The organism is Desulfosalsimonas sp. (assembly GCF_055149105.1).
On record NZ_JBSRLA010000037.1, the window covers coordinates 1 to 17,615 of the forward strand.

Annotated in this window: 17 protein-coding genes; 12 read left to right on the forward strand and 5 right to left on the reverse strand. The window is 54.3% G+C overall.

The window, feature by feature from the left end:
* The first annotated feature begins 79 nt into the window (after positions 1–79).
* The 8 genes from ACTCIA_RS10005 (at position 80) to ACTCIA_RS10040 (ending at position 7,668) form a co-directional block, all read left to right on the forward strand.
* A complete protein-coding gene (locus ACTCIA_RS10005; RefSeq protein WP_463001672.1) occupies positions 80–514 on the forward strand; it encodes a branched-chain amino acid ABC transporter permease in 435 nt (144 codons plus the stop codon).
* A 13-nt stretch (positions 515–527) separates the two neighbouring features.
* Entirely contained in the window at positions 528–1,403 is an 876-nt protein-coding gene (locus ACTCIA_RS10010; RefSeq protein WP_463001673.1) for a branched-chain amino acid ABC transporter permease, read from the forward strand.
* A 33-nt stretch (positions 1,404–1,436) separates the two neighbouring features.
* Entirely contained in the window at positions 1,437–2,681 is a 1,245-nt protein-coding gene (locus tag ACTCIA_RS10015) for an ABC transporter substrate-binding protein (RefSeq protein WP_463001674.1), read from the forward strand.
* 16 nt (positions 2,682–2,697) lie between these two features.
* Positions 2,698–3,516, forward strand: a complete 819-nt coding sequence (locus tag ACTCIA_RS10020; RefSeq protein WP_463001675.1) for an ABC transporter ATP-binding protein — start codon at positions 2,698–2,700, stop codon at positions 3,514–3,516.
* Between the two features lie 30 nt (positions 3,517–3,546).
* Positions 3,547–4,323 (forward strand): ABC transporter ATP-binding protein, encoded by a 777-nt coding sequence (locus ACTCIA_RS10025; protein ID WP_463001676.1) that lies wholly within the window; start codon positions 3,547–3,549, stop codon positions 4,321–4,323.
* Between the two features lie 14 nt (positions 4,324–4,337).
* Positions 4,338–6,128 carry an AMP-dependent synthetase/ligase gene (locus ACTCIA_RS10030; RefSeq protein ID WP_463001677.1) on the forward strand — a complete coding sequence of 597 codons (1,791 nt, stop codon included), beginning with the start codon at positions 4,338–4,340 and terminating at the stop codon, positions 6,126–6,128.
* Positions 6,129–6,206: 78 nt separating this feature from the next.
* Positions 6,207–7,238 (forward strand): medium chain dehydrogenase/reductase family protein, encoded by a 1,032-nt coding sequence (locus ACTCIA_RS10035; protein ID WP_463001678.1) that lies wholly within the window; start codon positions 6,207–6,209, stop codon positions 7,236–7,238.
* Entirely contained in the window at positions 7,231–7,668 is a 438-nt protein-coding gene (locus ACTCIA_RS10040) for a PaaI family thioesterase (RefSeq protein ID WP_463001679.1), read from the forward strand. The genes ACTCIA_RS10035 and ACTCIA_RS10040 overlap by 8 nt, the downstream gene beginning before the upstream one ends.
* Positions 7,669–7,716: 48 nt before the next feature.
* On the opposite strand, the gene ACTCIA_RS10045 is transcribed toward ACTCIA_RS10040, so the two are convergent.
* Positions 7,717–7,854 (reverse strand): hypothetical protein, encoded by a 138-nt coding sequence (locus ACTCIA_RS10045; RefSeq protein ID WP_463001680.1) that lies wholly within the window; start codon positions 7,852–7,854, stop codon positions 7,717–7,719.
* Between the two features lie 69 nt (positions 7,855–7,923).
* On the opposite strand from ACTCIA_RS10045, the gene ACTCIA_RS10050 reads away from it, so the two are divergent.
* A complete protein-coding gene (locus tag ACTCIA_RS10050) occupies positions 7,924–8,280 on the forward strand; it encodes a hypothetical protein (protein WP_463001681.1) in 357 nt (118 codons plus the stop codon).
* A gap of 62 nt (positions 8,281–8,342) precedes the next feature.
* On the opposite strand, the gene ACTCIA_RS10055 is transcribed toward ACTCIA_RS10050, so the two are convergent.
* Complete coding sequence (locus ACTCIA_RS10055; RefSeq protein ID WP_463001682.1) at positions 8,343–8,942, reverse strand: flavodoxin family protein; 600 nt, start codon at positions 8,940–8,942, stop codon at positions 8,343–8,345.
* Between the two features lie 218 nt (positions 8,943–9,160).
* Between ACTCIA_RS10055 and ACTCIA_RS10060 the strand changes: the two genes are divergently transcribed.
* Positions 9,161–9,742: a DJ-1/PfpI family protein gene (locus ACTCIA_RS10060; RefSeq protein WP_463001683.1), complete on the forward strand. Its 582-nt coding sequence runs from the start codon at positions 9,161–9,163 to the stop codon at positions 9,740–9,742.
* Positions 9,743–9,831: 89 nt separating this feature from the next.
* Here the strand turns inward: ACTCIA_RS10060 and ACTCIA_RS10065 are convergent, their stop codons facing one another.
* The 3 genes from ACTCIA_RS10065 to ACTCIA_RS10075 all read right to left on the reverse strand — a co-directional run bounded on the left by ACTCIA_RS10065 (position 9,832) and on the right by ACTCIA_RS10075 (position 13,635).
* Positions 9,832–10,938, reverse strand: a complete 1,107-nt coding sequence (locus ACTCIA_RS10065) for a tRNA-queuosine alpha-mannosyltransferase domain-containing protein (RefSeq protein ID WP_463001684.1) — start codon at positions 10,936–10,938, stop codon at positions 9,832–9,834.
* Positions 10,935–11,801, reverse strand: coding sequence for a damage-control phosphatase ARMT1 family protein (locus ACTCIA_RS10070; RefSeq protein ID WP_463001685.1), 867 nt, complete (start codon positions 11,799–11,801; stop codon positions 10,935–10,937). The genes ACTCIA_RS10065 and ACTCIA_RS10070 overlap by 4 nt, the downstream gene beginning before the upstream one ends.
* 82 nt (positions 11,802–11,883) lie before the next feature.
* Positions 11,884–13,635: a transposase gene (locus tag ACTCIA_RS10075; protein WP_463001686.1), complete on the reverse strand. Its 1,752-nt coding sequence runs from the start codon at positions 13,633–13,635 to the stop codon at positions 11,884–11,886.
* A 449-nt stretch (positions 13,636–14,084) separates the two neighbouring features.
* Between ACTCIA_RS10075 and ACTCIA_RS10080 the strand changes: the two genes are divergently transcribed.
* Positions 14,085–15,983: an ATP-binding protein gene (locus ACTCIA_RS10080; protein ID WP_463001687.1), complete on the forward strand. Its 1,899-nt coding sequence runs from the start codon at positions 14,085–14,087 to the stop codon at positions 15,981–15,983.
* Positions 15,961–17,424 carry a sigma-54-dependent transcriptional regulator gene (locus ACTCIA_RS10085; RefSeq protein ID WP_463001688.1) on the forward strand — a complete coding sequence of 488 codons (1,464 nt, stop codon included), beginning with the start codon at positions 15,961–15,963 and terminating at the stop codon, positions 17,422–17,424. Before ACTCIA_RS10080 ends, ACTCIA_RS10085 begins: the two co-directional genes overlap by 23 nt.
* Positions 17,425–17,615: the final 191 nt, after the last annotated feature.

Here is a 17,615-nt window from a genome sequence, read left to right on the forward strand (position 1 = left end):
ACCGCTGAAACGAATCAAGTAGACTTTTCCGTTATGCTATGAATCTGGATAGAACAAAAAGTGATCAAATTTTAGGTGGTTGCAAAAGAGCCACACCCATCTTGTTTTATACAAAACCATGGCCTTTGCCCTGAGTGCATTTTACGCAGGTGTGGCCGGCGGGCTCTACGCCTTTGTACTACGATTTATCGAGCCGGAGCTGTTTAACCTGTTTCTTTCCGTGTTTTTTCTGACCATGACCGTGGTCGGGGGGCTGGGATCTGTCATGGGCCCCATTGCCGGGGCCATTGTGCTGTCGTTTCTGGATCTGCAGCTGCGAAACATTCTGTCGATTCCCTATATCGGAGACTGGCTCCGGGATCTTTCTGCCAGCTATTTTTCCCTGACCGGGGTTTCCAACATTCAGTTTATCGTGTTTGGCTCGATCCTGATTGCCATTATGCTCTTTGAACCCCTGGGGCTATACGGCCTTTGGATTCGCATGAAAAAATACTGGAAACCATGGCCTTTTTGAAAGGATTTGGCAGATGATCGATTTTGTCCAGATGACAGTCAGCGGAATCGCCGTAGGAAGCGCCTATGCCCTGATGGCCCTGGGCATGGTATTGATCTACAAGGCCTCTGAGGTGCCCAATTTCGTCCAGGGAGAAATGGCCCTGCTGCCGGTGTTCATCGCTTACATGCTGATTTATTCTTACGGCCAGTCTGTGTTTACGGCTTTTGTCGGGGCACTGGCGTTTGCCATGTTTCTGGGGTGCTTTTTGGAGTTTGCGGTTGTCCGAAGGGCCAAAAATCCGAATATACTTGGCCTGATTATCATCACCATCGGCCTGGAAATGGTGTTGCTGGGATTCGTGTCCTGGAAGTTCGGCGCAGACCAGCGGGTCATGCCATTTCCCATCTCCTCTTATTCCAGTGTCATGTTTGGCAATGTCTATATCAGCACCCTGGATCTGCTCACCCTGGTGGCCGCTCTTGTGATCATGGTGTCTTTGTTTTTGTTCTTCCGGTTTTCCAGGCTGGGCGTGGCCATGAAAGCCACCCAGCAGAATGAAACCGCCGCCCGGCTCATGGGAATCCGCACCAACCGGGTAAAAATGATTACCTGGGGTATTTCGGCCACTGTGGGCACGGTGGCGGGGCTGCTTCTGGCGCCGGTGTTCATGGAGCCCTATATGATGTGGGACCCCATGTTAAAAGGCTTTGCCGCTGCCGTGATCGGCGGGATGACCTCTTTGCCGGGAGCCGTGTTCGGGGCTTATATCGTGGGCATTGTGGAGCATTTGTTCGGCGGATATGTATCCATGGAGTACAAGGCGGTGGTGGCCTTTGCCGTCATCGTCATTGTCCTGTGCGTAAAACCGAGCGGCCTTTTTGCCCGGCATTACGTGAAAAAGGTGTAAACACCAACAACAAACCGGATTGGAGGGGGAAAAATGAAAAACACATTTTTGGCTGTGGTGATGGGTGCCTTGCTGGTGCTGGGTTTTGTTCCGACCGGGCACGCAGAAGTCGGGGTGACAGACACTGAAATCCATATCGGCCAGTGGTCGCCCCAAACCGGACCGGCCGCTCCCTGGGGGGCCGTGGCCCGGGGCACAGACGCGTATTTCAAATGGATCAATGCAAACGGCGGAATCCACGGCAGAAAACTGATCCATCACTATTTTGACGACGCTTACAACCCGGCCAAGACCATTGCGGGGGTAAAACAGCTCCAGGAACAGACCGGCATGTTTGCATGGGTCAGCGGGGTGGGCACTGCATGCGGCCTTGCGGTCAAAGACTATCTCATGGAAAGGGAAATTCCATGGGTGGGGCCCTCTGCAGGGTCCAGGCACTGGGTGACCCCGCCCCAGAAGCATCTGTTTAACGTCTACCCCCTCTACCTTGGCGATGCCCAGTTGCTGACGGAATATGCCGTCACGGAAATGGACAAAAAAAGGATCGCCGTGGTCTACCAGGAAGACGATTACGGCAAACAGGGACTTGAAGGGGCCCAACACGTGCTTGAACAGCACGGCATGGAGCTTGCCGCCAAAGTTCCCGTGTCGATTTCAGACACGGACATGCGTCCCCACACCATGAAACTGCGCCAGGCCGAAGCCGACGCGGTCCTGGTTTTTGTCACACCGGGCCACGTGGCCAGGCTTCTGGGCACTGGCAAGGCCATGAACTTTGAACCCCAGTGGATGAGCACCACCACATGCGGCGATTTTCCGCTCATGATCGCCATCACCAAGGGGCTCTACGAGGGCGTGATCACGGCCAGCTTCGGAATGGCGCAGCCCACCGGCAATGTGGGCGGTATCGAACACATCAACAACCCCAACCATGAACTCATGGCCAAATACAAAACCGAGGTCTATGACGCATTTGCCGCCGCCGACGAGCGCTGGGGATATACCTTCACCACCGGCATCGGGCTTGCCGAGCCCCTGGTGGAAGCCATCCGCCGGGCCGGCCGGGACCTTACCCGGGAAAAGCTGGTGGCTGAACTGGAAAAGATGGAAAATTTTCAGGGACTGATGGGAAGAATCACCTATGGACCTTATGACCCGGATGATCCGTTGTGCCGGATCGGCCAGCAGGAGATCTTTCTCCAGCAGTGCACGGCAGACGGCGGTTCAAAGATTCTGACCGACTGGCAGACAACCGAGTTTATTCCCATGTCCCAATAAGAAAAGAGCCAGATATATGACCTTTTTTGCAGTCAGCGGGCTGACCATGGCCTTTGGCGGACTAAAGGCCGCAGATGATGTCTCCTTTGAAGTGGCAAAGGGGGAAATTTACGCCATTATCGGACCCAACGGAGCCGGCAAGACCACGATTTTTAACTGCATCAACGGAATTTATCCGCCCACTGAGGGAAAAATCATATTCAGGGACAAAAACATCCGGGGGCTGTCTCCGGACCGGGTGGCCAGGGCCGGAATAGCGCGCACATTTCAAAACATTGAGCTGTTTTCCAACATGAACACCATGGAAAACATCATGCTGGGCCGGCACCTGTTTATGAAAACCGGGTTGTTCAGGGGAGGGCTGATGTGGGGGAAAAAATCCTTTGCCGGCAAAGAGGAAATCCAAAACCGGCGCAAAGTCGAGGAAATCATTGATCTGCTGGAACTGCAGACCTTTCGCAACAAAATGGTGGGGGCCCTTCCCTACGGGATTCAGAAAAAAATCGAACTGGGCCGGGCCCTTGCCGCAGAACCCGAACTGCTTTTGCTCGACGAGCCCTGCGCCGGCATGAATGCCGAAGAAAAACAGGACGTGATCTTCTGGATCAAGGACATCCAGGACGAACTTGGCATTACCATTCTTTTGATCGAACATGACATGAACATGGTCATGGATATATCCAACCGGATTCTTGCCATCAACTTCGGCAGAAAAATTACCCAGGGCACCCCGCAGCAGGTGAGCATGCACCCGGAGGTGTTAAAGGCCTATCTGGGCGGGGAGGATGAGCCGGATTTGCCGGACCCGGCCCGAAAGCAACACCAACAGGCATAAACCCGACATGATTGCACAAGGAGCCGGACTTTGGGGGCTTTGCTGGAAATCAAAAACATCGAGACCTATTATGACCTGATCTATGCCATACGGGGTGCCTCGCTTTCCGTGGAGGAAGGCAGCATCACCGCCATTCTGGGCAACAACGGGGCGGGAAAAACCACGATTCTGCGCACGGTCATGGGGCTCATCGATGATCAGCCGGACAAGGGCACCATTGAATTTGCAGGCCGGCGGATTGACGGCGCAGGCACCGAGAAAATCGTGCGCATGGGCATATCCCTGGTGCCCGAGGGAAGGGAGGTGTTTGAAGAACTCACCATCAGGGAAAACCTCATGATGGGGGCCTATACCCGCAGAGACAAAAAGGCGGTGGCCCAAGATCTGGACCGGGTTTTTGCCTATTTTCCCATCCTTGCCGACCGCACCGGACAGTGGGCCGGCACCCTGTCCGGAGGAGAGCAGCAGATGCTGGCCATTGGAAGGGCATTGATGAGCCGGCCCAGGCTGCTTTTCCTTGATGAGCCATCCCTTGGGCTATCGCCTTTGCTTGTAAAAGAAATATTTGAAATCATAAAAAAAATAAACCAGGAAGGCGTGACCATCCTTTTGGTGGAACAAAACGCGAAAAAAGCCCTGGAGGTATCAAATGAGGCCCTGATTCTGGAAAACGGCCGGTTTGTCATGAAGGGCAAATCCGGTGATCTGATGCAAGATGAAAATGTCCGGGAATTTTACATGGGTGTGCGCTCCACAGAATCGGCCAAGGGTTATCAGCGCTGGAAACGAAAAAAAGTCTGGCGATAACACGGAGGAATCCATTGACTGCATCCACAACCCCTGCTGTTTTCAAACAGACCGTTTCCGACCGCGGGCAGATGGTAGCCATGCGTTACAAGAAACTGGGCCTGTGGCACGATATCTCCTGGAATCAATATTTTGATGCCGCAAGAAACATCAGCGCGGCCTTAATCGATATGGGCCTTGAAAAAGGCAGCAGTGCGGCCATTATCGGGGACAACTGCCCGGAGTGGGTCATGATCGACATGGGCATCCAGTGCGCAGGCGGCGTGTCCGTGGGGATTTACACCACCAATGCCTGGCAGGAAGTCCAGTACGTGGTGTCCAATTCCGATTCGGTTTTTCTGTTTGTTGAAAACGAAGAACAGCTCGACAAATGGCTGGGTTTCAGAGACACGGTTCCGGATCTAAAAAAAGTCATTGTATGGGATACAAAGGGACTGCGGGAATTTTCAGATCCCATGGTCATGGGCTTTGACGAACTTGTGGCCCGCGGCAAGGCCCTCTCCAAAACAAGGGTGGATCAGCGTTCAGAATCACTTACACCCCGGGACCTCTGCGTACTGATCTACACCTCGGGCACCACCGGCCCGCCCAAGGGCGCCATGCTCACCCACGGCAACGTCGCCTGGATGGCAGACGCCATTGTGGAACAAAATCCCATGGACAGGCAAGACGAGGTGTTGTCGTTTCTGCCGCTTTGCCATATATTTGAGCGGTTGTTTTCCGTGTTCACACACCTGCGACACGCCTATGTGGTCAATTTCGTGGAAAAGCCGGACACGGTCACAGACAACATGATCGAGGTCTCTCCCACGGTGGGCTATGCCGTGCCCCGGATCTGGGAAAAATACTATTCCGCCATCCAGATCCGCATGTCTGATGCCACCCGGGCAAAACAGCTGGCTTATGCGGCCGCCCTGAAAATCGGCCAAAAGCGGGCCGAGCGGATAATGCATTTTCAAAAAGTGCCCTTCTGGCTGACCCTGGCTTTTGGGTTGGCCCATTTTGCGGTATTTCGCAAACTCAGGGAAAGACTCGGATTTGACCGGATCCGGGTGGCCTATTCCGGGGCCGCGCCAATATCGGCCCGGGTGCTTTTCTTCTACCAGGCAATCGGCCTCAACCTGGTTGAAGGCTACGGCCAGACAGAAGGCACCGGCGTGACCTGCACCTCCCGGGAGGGCCGGGCCAAATTCGGCACCGTTGGCACCCCGGTGCCGGGCACGGAAATCAAAATCGCCGAAGACGGGGAAATTCTTGTCAAATCCCCGGGGGTGTTTGCCGGGTATTACAAAAACGAAACCGCCACAGCCGAAACCCTGAAAAACGGCTGGCTATATTCCGGAGATGTGGGGGAAATCGACAAAGACGGGTACCTGAAAATCACGGACCGGAAAAAAGACATCATCATCACCGCGGGCGGCAAAAACATCTCCCCCCAGTACATTGAAAACATGCTCAAAGCCAGTATCTACATCAATGACGCGGTACTGATCGGCGACCGGCGAAAATTTCTCTCCGCGCTGATCATGATCGACGAGGACAATGTGGTCAAATACGCCCAGGAAAACAAAATCCAGTTTTCCACCTACGGGGATCTGGCCGCACACCCGGAAATCAACAAGCTCATCCAGTCTGAAATCGACCAGGTCAACCAGGGCCTGGCCCGTGTGGAAAACGTGCGCAAATTCCGCATCCTGCCCAAAAAACTCTACGAGGAAGACGGCGAGGTCACCCCCACCATGAAGGTCAAGCGCAAGTACGTCAACCAGGCATTTGCCGGTATTATTGAAGAGATGTACCAATGATCAGGGGCTGTTGATCCCGGGGCGTTTTTCTGATAAACCCGGTGTAATTTCGGACAATAAACCAAACAGGCCGGGAAAATGAGCTATCAACGTGTTGTTATAACCCGCTTTGGCGGCCCTGAGGTGCTTGAGACAATCCAGGAGCCTGCCCTGCCCGAACCCGGAGCCAAAGAGGTGCGAATCCGGGTACTTGCCGCAGGGGCGGCTTTCACGGATGTGATGATCCGAAAAGGCATGTACCCGGAAGTCAAACAAAAGCCGCCCTTCTCTCCGGGCTATGACATGGTCGGAATCGTGGACAAAACCGGGCCTGGCACAGCCCGTCTTCGCCCGGGCCAGAAAGTGGCCGACTTAACGGTCATTGGATCTTATTCCGAGTATTTATGCCTTCCCGAAGATCGGTTGACCCCTGTTGCCGACCATCTCGATCCGGCAGAAGCGGTTGGCACAATCCTTTCCTATGTAACAGCTTACCAGCTGCTTCACCGCGTTGCCGAAGTGCAGAAAGGCGCCCGGATTCTTGTACACGGAGCCGGCGGTGCCGTGGGCACGGCAATGCTTCAGCTGGGAAAATTATCAGAACTGGAAACCTATGGCACAGCTTCTGCGCCCAAACATGAACTGGTGTCTTCGCTGGGGGCCACCCCGATTGACTATCAGCGGGAAAACTGGCCCGCACACCTGCGCGGTCTTGCCGGCGGCGGATTTGATGCGGTCTTTGATCCCATTGGCGGACAAAGCCTCAAACGATCCTTTGATCTGCTGGATCCCGGCGGCATGCTGGTATGTTACGGCTTCTACAACGCGGTAACAGCAAAAGGCGGAAGCATCCCCTTTGATTTCATGCGCCTGAAACTCTGGAATATCCTTCCCAACGGCCGCCGGACTGCCTTTTACTCCATTGCTGCCATGCGCGAAAAACACCCGAAATGGTTTTCCGCAGACCTGACCCGGCTCCTGGACCTTCTGGCACAGGGGGAAATCAAGCCGCAAATCGCCGCCCGGATGCCCCTTGCAGAGGCAAGGCAGGCCCATGAACACATTGAAGCGGCCCGGCCAAAAGGAAAAATTGTGCTAATCCCCGGATACAAGGAAAACACAAATGGATGATCTGCTGGAGCTGGGAAAACAAATCCTGGCTGCCCAGCCCTTTAGTGTACATGTGGGCGCTGAAATCACCGCGTTTGATCAGGGCGCGGCCGAACTCACCATTGCTGTCACCCCGCAGCTGATGCAGCAGCATGGTTTTGTGCACGGCGGGGTGCTCAGTTATGCCGCAGACAACGCCCTGACATTTGCCGGCGGCAGCGTGCTGGGGCCAAATGTGCTCACCTCGGAGTATAAAATCAATTACCTGAAGCCGGCCAAAGGCGACAGAATCATCTCCCGGGCCACGGTCATACATACGGGCAGGACCCAGGCGGTATGCCGCTGCGAGGTGTTTTCAGATACCCGGGGCGACCAAGTCCTCTGCGCCGTTGCCCAGGGCACCATCACAGCCATGGCCGGCGCATCCGAAAAACAGGAAAAGGCCCGGTAAAACCGCCGCCGCAGAAAAACCGGTGCCAGCGATTGCCTGTGCTCCTCTCTATATGATCCCGGCCAGGCGCATGCCCGCCAGCAGGGTTTTCTGCATGGATTTTTCCTCAGGTGTTTGCACTCCGGCCAGTCCCATACACTCCATCATGGCCATGGTGTTTTCAGGCATCATGATTCTCAACAGCATTGAAAATTCGTAAAATTGGGTTATTTTTTTTCAAAGCCCGACTGCAGGAAACAAAAAGGAGGCCGAGACATGAAATGCCGGAATTGCGGAGCTGAAATCAGCAAAGACCAGGCCATGGAAGCACGGAGACAGACCGTATGCGAGGACTGTTATATCGACATGGCGGCCAAGCCCAAAACCTGTGATCCCTGGGCGGTCTACAGCGCCAAGAATCTGGAAAAAACCGGCACAGGACCGGATCTCACGCAAAACCAGTCTGCCATCGTGGATTATCTCAAAAAAAACGGCCCCACACCCCCGGAAAAACTGGCCGGGGACATGGGCCTGACCATGGATGAGTTTGAACGGGAAATGGCGCCGCTGCGGCACATGGAAAAGGTTCGCGCCCAGCTTCAGCAGGGCGCAAAAGTCATCTGCCTGTGGTAAAAAAGGCGCTGCCCCGGCAGATCACGGCCGGGGCAGCGCTGTAAAGCAAATTTGCATTCCCGCTATGGATTGGGATAGGCATCCGGATGTTTGCTGATCGCACTGCCCAGCCACGCAATGACCGCCCCCAGATGGCGCATGTTTTTTATACCCTCGGCATCGTCTGCCACATCGCCCTTGTCAAAGCCAATGCCCATGTTCCAGTAGGTGGAGCCGGGCACAATCATCTGGGACATCAGAAACATATGATTGATGGTATCAAAAACATGAACCGCCCCGGCCCGCCGGACAGCAGCCACGGCCGCACCGATTTTGCCGCGCAGCAACACCCCGTTTGCCTGGGACACCAGCCCGGCGCGGTCCACAACCGCCTTTAATTCTGCGCTCACGTCTGTAAAATACGTAGGCGATCCCATGATCAGGGCGTCTGCCCGGACTATTTTTTCCATAATCTCGTTGAACATGTCTGTTTCCACCGCACAGCGCTGGTTTTGATTTTCAAAGCACTTGTAGCAGGCAATGCAGCCGCGGATTTCCCTGCCGCCCGCCCGGACCAGTTCGGTTTCCCACCCGGCCCGGGAAACGGGGTCCAGTACCTCCTTTAACAGATAATCCGTATTGCCGTCTTTTCTCGGGCTTCCGCTGATTGCCAGTGCGTACATGACACCTCCACGATATTGTTGCTTTTTGGTGTTTCCGGTTTCAAACCACGCCTTTTGCACTTTATTGCGCGCCTTGCAAACATCCCGGAATGGGGTTACGTTTGTTTTATTATGGATCAATGCAAAAAAAAGATCCATACTTTGTCCAAAATAAGACAGACATACAGACGGAGCAACCATTTCCTTTCAAACCTAACCAATTTAAAGGGGGGGAGTGCATGAGTGCCAAAAAAATTCTAATGCTTGTGGGCGACTTTGTGGAAGATTACGAGGCCATGGTGCCCTATCAGGCACTGCTGATGACGGGCCACCATGTGGACACGGTCTGTCCCGGAAAAAAATCCGGGGATTCGGTTCGCACCGCCATCCATGACTTTGAAGGCGACCAGACCTACAGTGAAAAGCCCGGGCATAACTTTGCCGTTACAGCGGATTTCGACAATATCCGGGCCGGGGACTACGATGCGCTGGTCATTCCCGGCGGCCGCGCGCCCGAATACATCCGGCTAAACAAAACCGTACTGGAAATTGTCCGCCATTTTGACCAGGCCGGCAAGCCCATTGCCGCCATCTGCCACGGGGCCCAGGTGCTGGCGGCCGCCGGCATCCTCAAAGGCAGAACCTGCTCGGCCTACCCGGCCGTGGGACCGGATGTCACCCTTTCGGGCGGAACATATGCAGAAATCCCGGTGGATCAGGCCCACGTGGACGGCAACCTGGTCACTGCCCCGGCCTGGCCGGCCCATCCCCAATGGCTGGCAAAATTTCTCGAAGTGCTGGGCACAAAAATCCAGGCCTGATGCGTCAGTCAACCGGAAAAAGGAGCGATAAAATACAGACCGGGTTGCGAAACCCGCCGGCGGCAGGACAAAATTGAACAAAAGTGCCCCTATCCCCTGCTGCCGGCAGCCAGGTCTTCAAACTCCCGGTCAAATTCGCCAATCCGGTGCTCCCAGCTGTACCGCCCCATGTGTACAGCCAGCGCCCGCCGCATATCATCGTATGCCCGGGGGCGGCAAAGCATGTCCCCAAGCTTTTCCACAAGCTCTTCAAAGCTGTCATAGAGGCAAGGCCGGTGCAGGTTTGCGGGAATAATTTCCGGGTAAACCAGCCGGTTTGGCACCAGGGGCAGGCATCCGAAGCGTGCGGCTTCCACCACGGAGATGCCGAAATTTTCCTGGATGGCCGTGCTGACCACCACAGTACCCCGTGCCAGCCATTGCAGGTATTGGCCCTTGTCATCCACATGGCCGAACTGCCGGATTCTGCCGCCCAGACGGCTGCGCGCGTCAGCAAACACCCGGGGCGCTTTCTCATATGCCCGGCCGAGCACGGCCACCTCAAAATCCACGCCAGCCCGGGCCACCTGTTCCAGAGCGGCAAAAAAAATCTCCGGCTGCTTGTCAAATTCCCAGCGGTGGTTCCATATCACCAGGGGCGGGTCCTGGCCGGATGCCTGGACAGCGTGACTTTCCGGGGGCTCTGCCGGAAACCGGCAGCCGGGATAGCAGACACCGGATTTGGCCCGGATCTGATCGACCACCCAGGAGGGCCGGAAATCCGGCATCCTGCGCAGCAATTCAGGCACATGATGAAAAAAATCCGCCAAATGGGTCCGGGAATTAAACAGCACCCGGTCAGCAGCCAGGGCGGTGGTGATGTCCGTGAATGCAAAATGCAGGTCCCGGCTTTCGCCCGGGGCCACCGGGTAGGTGAGCTGATTTTCATGAAAATAGACAATGGCCGGGGGGCATCTGCCCCGGCACAGCATGCGGAAGTCGGCAAGGCTCATCAGCGCCGGACAGATCATGGCATCATAAGCCCCGGGATCGGTGATCCGGCGGATAAAATGCAGGGCCGCCCCGCGCATTCGCCATTTCCAGAACCGCTCCGGCATGGTGTGCAGATCAATTCCGTGGCGGGAATGCCGGCACAGGCCGTCGGCAAAATCCCGGTGGGAGCCGCCGTAAAAAGGTTCCAGGAAAAGGAGCTTCATGGGGCCCGGGAAAATTCCGGGGGGTTGCTGCTGGCAAAAATCATCTGCCCCTCGTCCACATCCAGATCCCGGGCAATGACACTGCACTTGGCCTTGAGCAGGAAAAATACCGGATAGGGGCCCGTGGAAAGGGCCTCATAATTGCCCTGCCCCTTGCTGATTTTCAGCCAGGGCTGCTTCAGCAGGTCCAGAAAATCCGAAGTGCACGTGGACAGTACGGTACCCGGGGCATCGGTGCCGGAAGAAACAATATCGGCCACACGGTCAATACCCGCGGCAATCGCATCCTCCATTGTGGCGTCATTGATGATGGGCGCCTGGCGCACCACGTATGTCACCGGCCTGGGCAGCTGCTCAATGAGCACCCGGTCAAACACGCATTCGCCGGCATTGTCCCCGATATACAAAATTCGTTCGGTTTTTTCCAGTTGCGCCAGAAACGCGTCCATGTCAAAGACGGCAAACTCGTTTTCCAGCATTTGATCCACTTCCTTTTCAATGGCATAGGAAGCATTGACCCCGCAGTCAATCACGTTGCCGGCTGCAGCAATCCGGACAGCGGCCGCCAGAGGGTTGGCCGCGGCCGCGGCCATCTGTTTCATGACCGGGTACAGGGCCAGGGCATTGGCCGTGTTTTCCGCCTTGACCTGCTGGTATGGATCTGCATTGCCTGAAATCTCCCGGATGATTCGATAAACCGTCCTGCCGGTTTCCGGCGGCGAGCTTTCCATGGGAATTTGCGGAATCAGTTCCGCCACCGCATTGATCACCTGACGTGTTTTTTGATCATCCAGATCCATAAACCGGCAGGCCCGCAGAGCCTGGTTCAGAAAACAGGGCATGCATGCAAAATAGGTTTTCATTATAGGTGACCCTTGATAAGCCTGTAAAAAGTCTTTTTTACAGGCAGTGTTAAGTGTTAAGTGTTGATGAACTCGTAAAAAGTCACGCTGCCGATTTAAAGTAAAAATCATCGCAAGCAATCGTTGGCAGCAATATTTTTTCAAGACCGCTAAATATGCGGTAAATTCGCTCTTTGACAAATGGAAAAGGCATAAAAAAAGGCTCTTTTTGGCCCTTGGCCGGGTCTTTAGTTCTTTTGCGGGCCATGGCCACGGCAGTTGCGCGAAGGATATTGAGCCCGGCCGCCTTGAGCGTGGCACAATAGCGTACGGCTTTATATCTCCGGACCCTTAATCGCTTGACCCCGGTGAGCGCATCATACTGACTCATGGTCGCTTCTACACCGGCACGCCAGCGATAGGTCTCGATAAATTCGTCGCTGGATTCAAATTGCCGGCGTACTGTCAGCCGATGGTCTTTATCGCTGTATCGTAGAAAATAGTTCTTTTTCCCAGGCTGAACCGGGCAATGAGCGATATGGGGGCAGTTGGAGCAATGATCCAGATTAAACCATGCACTGTAGCGCCTGGTCTTTTTCTTATAAGAGACCTTTACCGAGCTGCGGCCAGCTGCACACCGGGTAACGCGACCGGATGAGTCAAATGTAAAGCTGGTCAGATCTCTTTTTCGGTCTTTTTTGTTCCCATGAGCCGTGGGGGCGATCACTTCAACCTTGTTCTGCTTTGCTGCTTGCTGGTTTTTATCAAAACCGTAAAGGGTGTCAGCCAAAATGGTTTTGGGTTTTAATCCGAGCTGTTGGCTGGCTTCGATGGCGGGGATCAGGGCATTGGCGTCATGGGCGCAGGCTCTTTCAACGGCCACATGGGTGATCAGGTTCAGTGTTTGATCCTTCTGGTCTTGATCCTGGGTGCGGGTAAAGCTTTCCATGAGCTGAACCTGATAGCCCTGTCCCTTGTAGCCGTTGTATGCGGCATCCGGATCGCTGGGATTCTGAAGTGAATCGGCCGGGATCTGTTTGGGCTTTTTGACGACCACCTTGCTGGCCTCATCGGTCTGAAGATCGCACTGCTCGGATAACACCCGCTGCATGAGCTTGTAGCTGTGCATGCTGCAAACGGCGGCTTGATCCTTGTACTGCTCTATTAAATGGAACAGATCCGTGCTGACCTGATCCAGGGTTTTGGCCGAGTCGCTGGGCTTGACCAGGGAAAAAGCAGCCAGTGCTTTTTGAGAACCATAGCGGTTGATCAGTTCTTGATCTATTGTATCGAACAGATCGCGATGATGGCGTTTTAGGTTCACCAAAAACTTGCTGATGGTTTGGGTGAAAATACCGATACGGCCCAGCCTGCGCATATTGGATTTGATGTGCACCGAGTCGATGCGCTGCTCGTCGGTGTTGACATTAAAAACCCCGGCAAGCTTTGTGCTGATTTTATCAAAGATGAGTTGATCCAAACCGTTTTCGGCAAGGACCTGGCGCCAGTGCCACAGGGTCTTTTCACTGATGTACTTGGCGCTGTCGCTGTCTTCGGTAATGTTTAGCGCGTAGTGCCATTGGATGTTAAACGACAACTGCTCAACACACTGGGCGTCGTTTAGGTCCATGGCCTGCTGGAAAAGCAACGCCCCCAAAAGAGTATAGAGCTCTTTGCTGGGCGCCCCGAAATCTTGCCTGAGAAACGGGCGGATTTTATCGACCGGCAATTCTGTTAGCAGATGCTCACGGAACAGTCCGGGCCAGCTCTCATCGAGCATGCGCCGCCGCTTGGGGCTCAAAAAGTGCCAAGGGTCAAATAACGGCAGCTGGTTGTGATCTTTGATTCGTATCATGTCTTTTCCATTTAACTGGTTGATATTATAATATTTTGTATATCAAAACCAGCAGCAGATAGCAAGAAAAAAATAGTAAATATTAATAAAAATCAGGCAATTATAAAAACTGACTTTTTACGAATCCATCAAGTGTTAAGTGATTAAGTGTTATGTAAAATCAAGAAGTTATTTTTTTGGGTTAGCGATTATACCAGTTTTAGGACTTTTTACGACTGCATCACCCTTATTGGGTTGCAAAAAAACAACCGGTTTTCAACGCCCAATATCGGACTCCGGTTACGCGCAAGTCTTGTTCTGGAATAACAGAAAGCCGCACCGGGCAAAATCGTTTTTTTTGTCAACACCACCCGGCCCGGATACTTATTGCTTGACCCGCCCCTGGATCTTTTTTAGAAACCCCGGTAGGCATTGCAATCGCCTGTCTGTTTTTTCCAGGAGATCCGAATTTGGACCCAAACGCTTCACATGCCCGAAAAAAAGCCCCAAACAGGCCGCTGTGGAACCTGCGCACCAAGGTAATGATTATCTTTCTGGTGCTGGCCCTGGTTCCGCTGATGGTTATCGGGTGGTTTTCCCTGCAGATCACGGAAAAGCTCATTGTGAGCATGGTCATGCGGCAGCTGGAAAACGCGGCAACAGACAAGACCGCCATTCTCGAGCGCTGGCTTGATGAACGCAAGGCCGACATGGAGGTCATGGCCGGCACCTCCCTGGTCCAATCCATGGATGTAGAGCAAGTCCAGCCCTATCTGGATCTGATCCGCAAAAAATACGGAGTGTATAAAAACCTTACAGTGGTGGCCGCAGACGGCCGAATGATTTGCAACAGCGGCACCCGCCCGGTGCAGCCCCCGCCTGAACCGGCGGCTTCGGATACAACCCTTCGCATATCAAAGATCACATACGCCCCCCGCCAGCATGAGTCCTCATTTTATGTGTCCGCCCCGATTTTTTCACCAAATAGTGAAAAAAGGGCCGGCACCATCTACGGCCAGGTGGGCACCAAAAAGATTATTTTCTTTATTCTCAACATTTTTCTGGGAGAAACCGGGGAATGCTACCTGGTCAATGAAGACGGGCAGTTTCTGGCCCACAAGGAACCCCGCCGGATTCTGTCGGAAAACATTTCCCAGTCCGACAGTTTCAAAAACATCTTTGAAAAAAGGGACAGGGAAAAGGCCTACCTGGACTACCGGGGCATTGAAGTGCTGGGCACTTCAATGAACGTTTCCGGCACAGACTGGTATATTGTGGTGGAACAGGACAGGAAAGAAGCCTTTGAAAGCGCCAGCACCCTGAAATCCATCATCTACCTGACGGTCTTTTTGTGCATCGGCTCGGCCCTGGCCCTCACCTGGATGATCTCCTATCACATCGTGGGCCCGATCCGGCGCCTGAGCCGGTATGCTGATATGATCGCCGATTCCAAAACCGACCAGCCCATTGTGAAAACCGCCCGCAAGGACGAAATCGGGATGCTCTACCGGGCCTTTGAACACATGTATGTCAAGCTGCAGCAGCGGCAGCACCATCTCCGGGAAAAAGTGGGTTTAAAAGATGCCCAGCTCAGGGAAACCGACATTATGCTGGAAAAAACCCGGCGCATGGCCGAGCGGTCTGAAAAATTTGCCGCCATGGGACGCATGGGCGCGGCCGTGGCCCATGAAATCCGCACTCCCCTGACATCGCTGAAGCTGTATCTGGAATCCGCCCAGGAACAGATCGCCAACAGCGCTGAAGACCAGGAGGATTTCCGGATTGCAATGAAACAGATCAACCGGATTGAATCTTCCGTCAACCGGTTTCTCGATTTTGTCAAGCCCGAGGAACTGGTCTTTTCCGTCATTGATGTTTCCGTGCTTATCCAGGATGTGCTATACATGATCCGCCCTTTGGCCAACCGCCAGGAATGCAGCCTTAAAACCCGCATCCAGGATCCTCTTCCCGCGGTTTTCGGCGACAGAAAACTGCTGGCCGAGGCCCTGGTCAACCTCATGGTCAATTGCCTGGAGGCCATGGAGGAGCAAGGCACCCTGAGCGTATCAGCGGAAACCGACCGGTTTGCCCAAAACAATCACACCGTCGCCTGCGTGCGCATCGATGTGCAGGATACCGGCTGCGGCATTTCCGAACAACAGATGGAAAACCTGTTTGAACCCTTTTACACCACCAAGGCCGCAGGCACGGGACTGGGTCTGCCCCTGGTGTTAAACACCATCGAAAGCCACGGCGGCACCATCGGGGTGCAGAGCACGCCCGGAACAGGCACCGTATTTCACCTGTATATTCCCATTGAATCCAGCCATCCGGTAAACAAGGACCATGGACAAGATACTGCTCATTGATGACGACGACGGCTTAATCCATTTTCTGAGCCGGTTTTTCCAGAGAAAAGGATATGCGGTCACTGCCTGCGGCAGCGGGCGGCAGGCCATTGAAACCATCGGGCAGCAGGACTTTGACCTGATACTGCTCGATTACAAGATGCCGGATTTCAACGGGCTTGACACCCTTTCGGAAATCCGCGCAATCGAGGTCAAAACCCCGGTGATCCTCATGACCGCCTATGGCACCACCAATCTGGCCATAGAGGCCATGAAGCGCGGGGCCTATGATTACCTGGTCAAGCCTTTTGAGAAAAAAGACCTGACCCGCATCGTGTCCGAGGCCCTGCAGGTCAGCCGGCAAATGAAACAGATTGTCCTGTTTCCGGCCCCGTCTGCTGACCAGCCGCAGCCCGCAGACAGCCGCGACAGCCTGCAGATGATCGGCTCCAGCCGCCAAATGCAGGTAATCTACAAGCTCATCGGCCAGGTGGCGGAAAAGGACGTGCCTGTATTGATTACCGGGGAAAGCGGCACAGGAAAGGAACTGGCCGCCCGGGCCATTTATCATCACAGCCGGCGGCGGGAAAAACCGTTTATAGCAGTGAACTGCGCGGCCATCCCCGAGTCCCTGTTTGAAAGCGAGCTGTTCGGCCATGAGCGCGGGGCCTTCACCGGTGCGGAGCGGACCTATATCGGAAAATTTGAGCGATGCCACAAGGGCACCCTGTTTCTGGATGAAATCGGCGAAATGTCACCGCCCCTGCAGGCCAAGCTGCTGCGGGCCCTGCAGACAGGGGAAATCGAAAGGCTCGGCAGCGGCCAGCCCATCACAGTGGATGTGCGCATCATTGCGGCCACCAACAAGGACCTGGAGGCAGAAGTCCGGGCCGGCCGGTTCAGGGAAGACCTTTACTGGCGGCTGAAGGTTATTTCCCTGGATCTGCCCGCCCTGCGGCACCGCAGGGAAGACATTTCCGAACTGGTGAAATATTTTCTGGCCCGGTTTGCAGCGGAATACGACCGGCCGGGATGCTATGTGTCTGAATCGGCCCTGCGCAAACTCAACGACTATTTCTGGCCCGGAAATGTCCGGGAACTGGAAAACTGCGTGCGCCGGGCAGTGCTGCTGTGCACCGGCGGGGTGATTTCCGAGGGCAGCCTGATGATCCCGGGTGCTGATGACAGCCCACAGCTTCAAAAAATGAGCCGCCAGCAGCTCATTGATCGGCTCAAGGAAAAACTCGAAGAAATACTGCCGGATATTTTCCGGATTTCCGAGCAGGACATTCACGCCAATATCATCGAAATCGTGGAAGAAACCCTGATCCGCAAAGCCCTGGAAGAATGCGGCAACAATCAGGTCAAGGCGGCAGAAATGCTGGGCATCAGCAGAAACACCCTCCGGCACCGGATCAAAAAACAAACTCAAAAGGAAAACCAGGAACCCGAAGGTGAGTAAAACCGCTTTCGCAGATTTGTGCAAAAGCTGCCATCGGCTGTTCAAAATTCATACAAATCCGGCAAAGACCCGCAGCCGCGGGATTATCCGCATTTCCCGACCCAAATCCGCCTGTATTGCCAGGACCGCATGCCTTTATTCAACCACATAAAAAGTCCTTTTATTCTGAACTGCAACCCTTTTTATAATTA

Bases quoted from the DNA above. Each gene is read 5' to 3' on its own strand.
- ACTCIA_RS10010 (WP_463001673.1), top strand. From the start codon at position 528: ATGATCGATTTTGTCCAGATGACAGTCAGCGGAATCGCCGTAGGAAGC.
- ACTCIA_RS10015 (WP_463001674.1), top strand. From the start codon at position 1,437: ATGAAAAACACATTTTTGGCTGTGGTGATGGGTGCCTTGCTGGTGCTG.
- ACTCIA_RS10020 (WP_463001675.1), top strand. From the start codon at position 2,698: ATGACCTTTTTTGCAGTCAGCGGGCTGACCATGGCCTTTGGCGGACTA.
- ACTCIA_RS10035 (WP_463001678.1), top strand. From the start codon at position 6,207: ATGAGCTATCAACGTGTTGTTATAACCCGCTTTGGCGGCCCTGAGGTG.
- ACTCIA_RS10040 (WP_463001679.1), top strand. From the start codon at position 7,231: ATGGATGATCTGCTGGAGCTGGGAAAACAAATCCTGGCTGCCCAGCCC.
- ACTCIA_RS10045 (WP_463001680.1), bottom strand. From the start codon at position 7,854: ATGCTGTTGAGAATCATGATGCCTGAAAACACCATGGCCATGATGGAG.
- ACTCIA_RS10050 (WP_463001681.1), top strand. From the start codon at position 7,924: ATGAAATGCCGGAATTGCGGAGCTGAAATCAGCAAAGACCAGGCCATG.
- ACTCIA_RS10055 (WP_463001682.1), bottom strand. From the start codon at position 8,942: ATGTACGCACTGGCAATCAGCGGAAGCCCGAGAAAAGACGGCAATACG.
- ACTCIA_RS10060 (WP_463001683.1), top strand. From the start codon at position 9,161: ATGAGTGCCAAAAAAATTCTAATGCTTGTGGGCGACTTTGTGGAAGAT.
- ACTCIA_RS10065 (WP_463001684.1), bottom strand. From the start codon at position 10,938: ATGAAGCTCCTTTTCCTGGAACCTTTTTACGGCGGCTCCCACCGGGAT.
- ACTCIA_RS10070 (WP_463001685.1), bottom strand. From the start codon at position 11,801: ATGAAAACCTATTTTGCATGCATGCCCTGTTTTCTGAACCAGGCTCTG.
- ACTCIA_RS10075 (WP_463001686.1), bottom strand. From the start codon at position 13,635: ATGATACGAATCAAAGATCACAACCAGCTGCCGTTATTTGACCCTTGG.
- ACTCIA_RS10085 (WP_463001688.1), top strand. From the start codon at position 15,961: ATGGACAAGATACTGCTCATTGATGACGACGACGGCTTAATCCATTTT.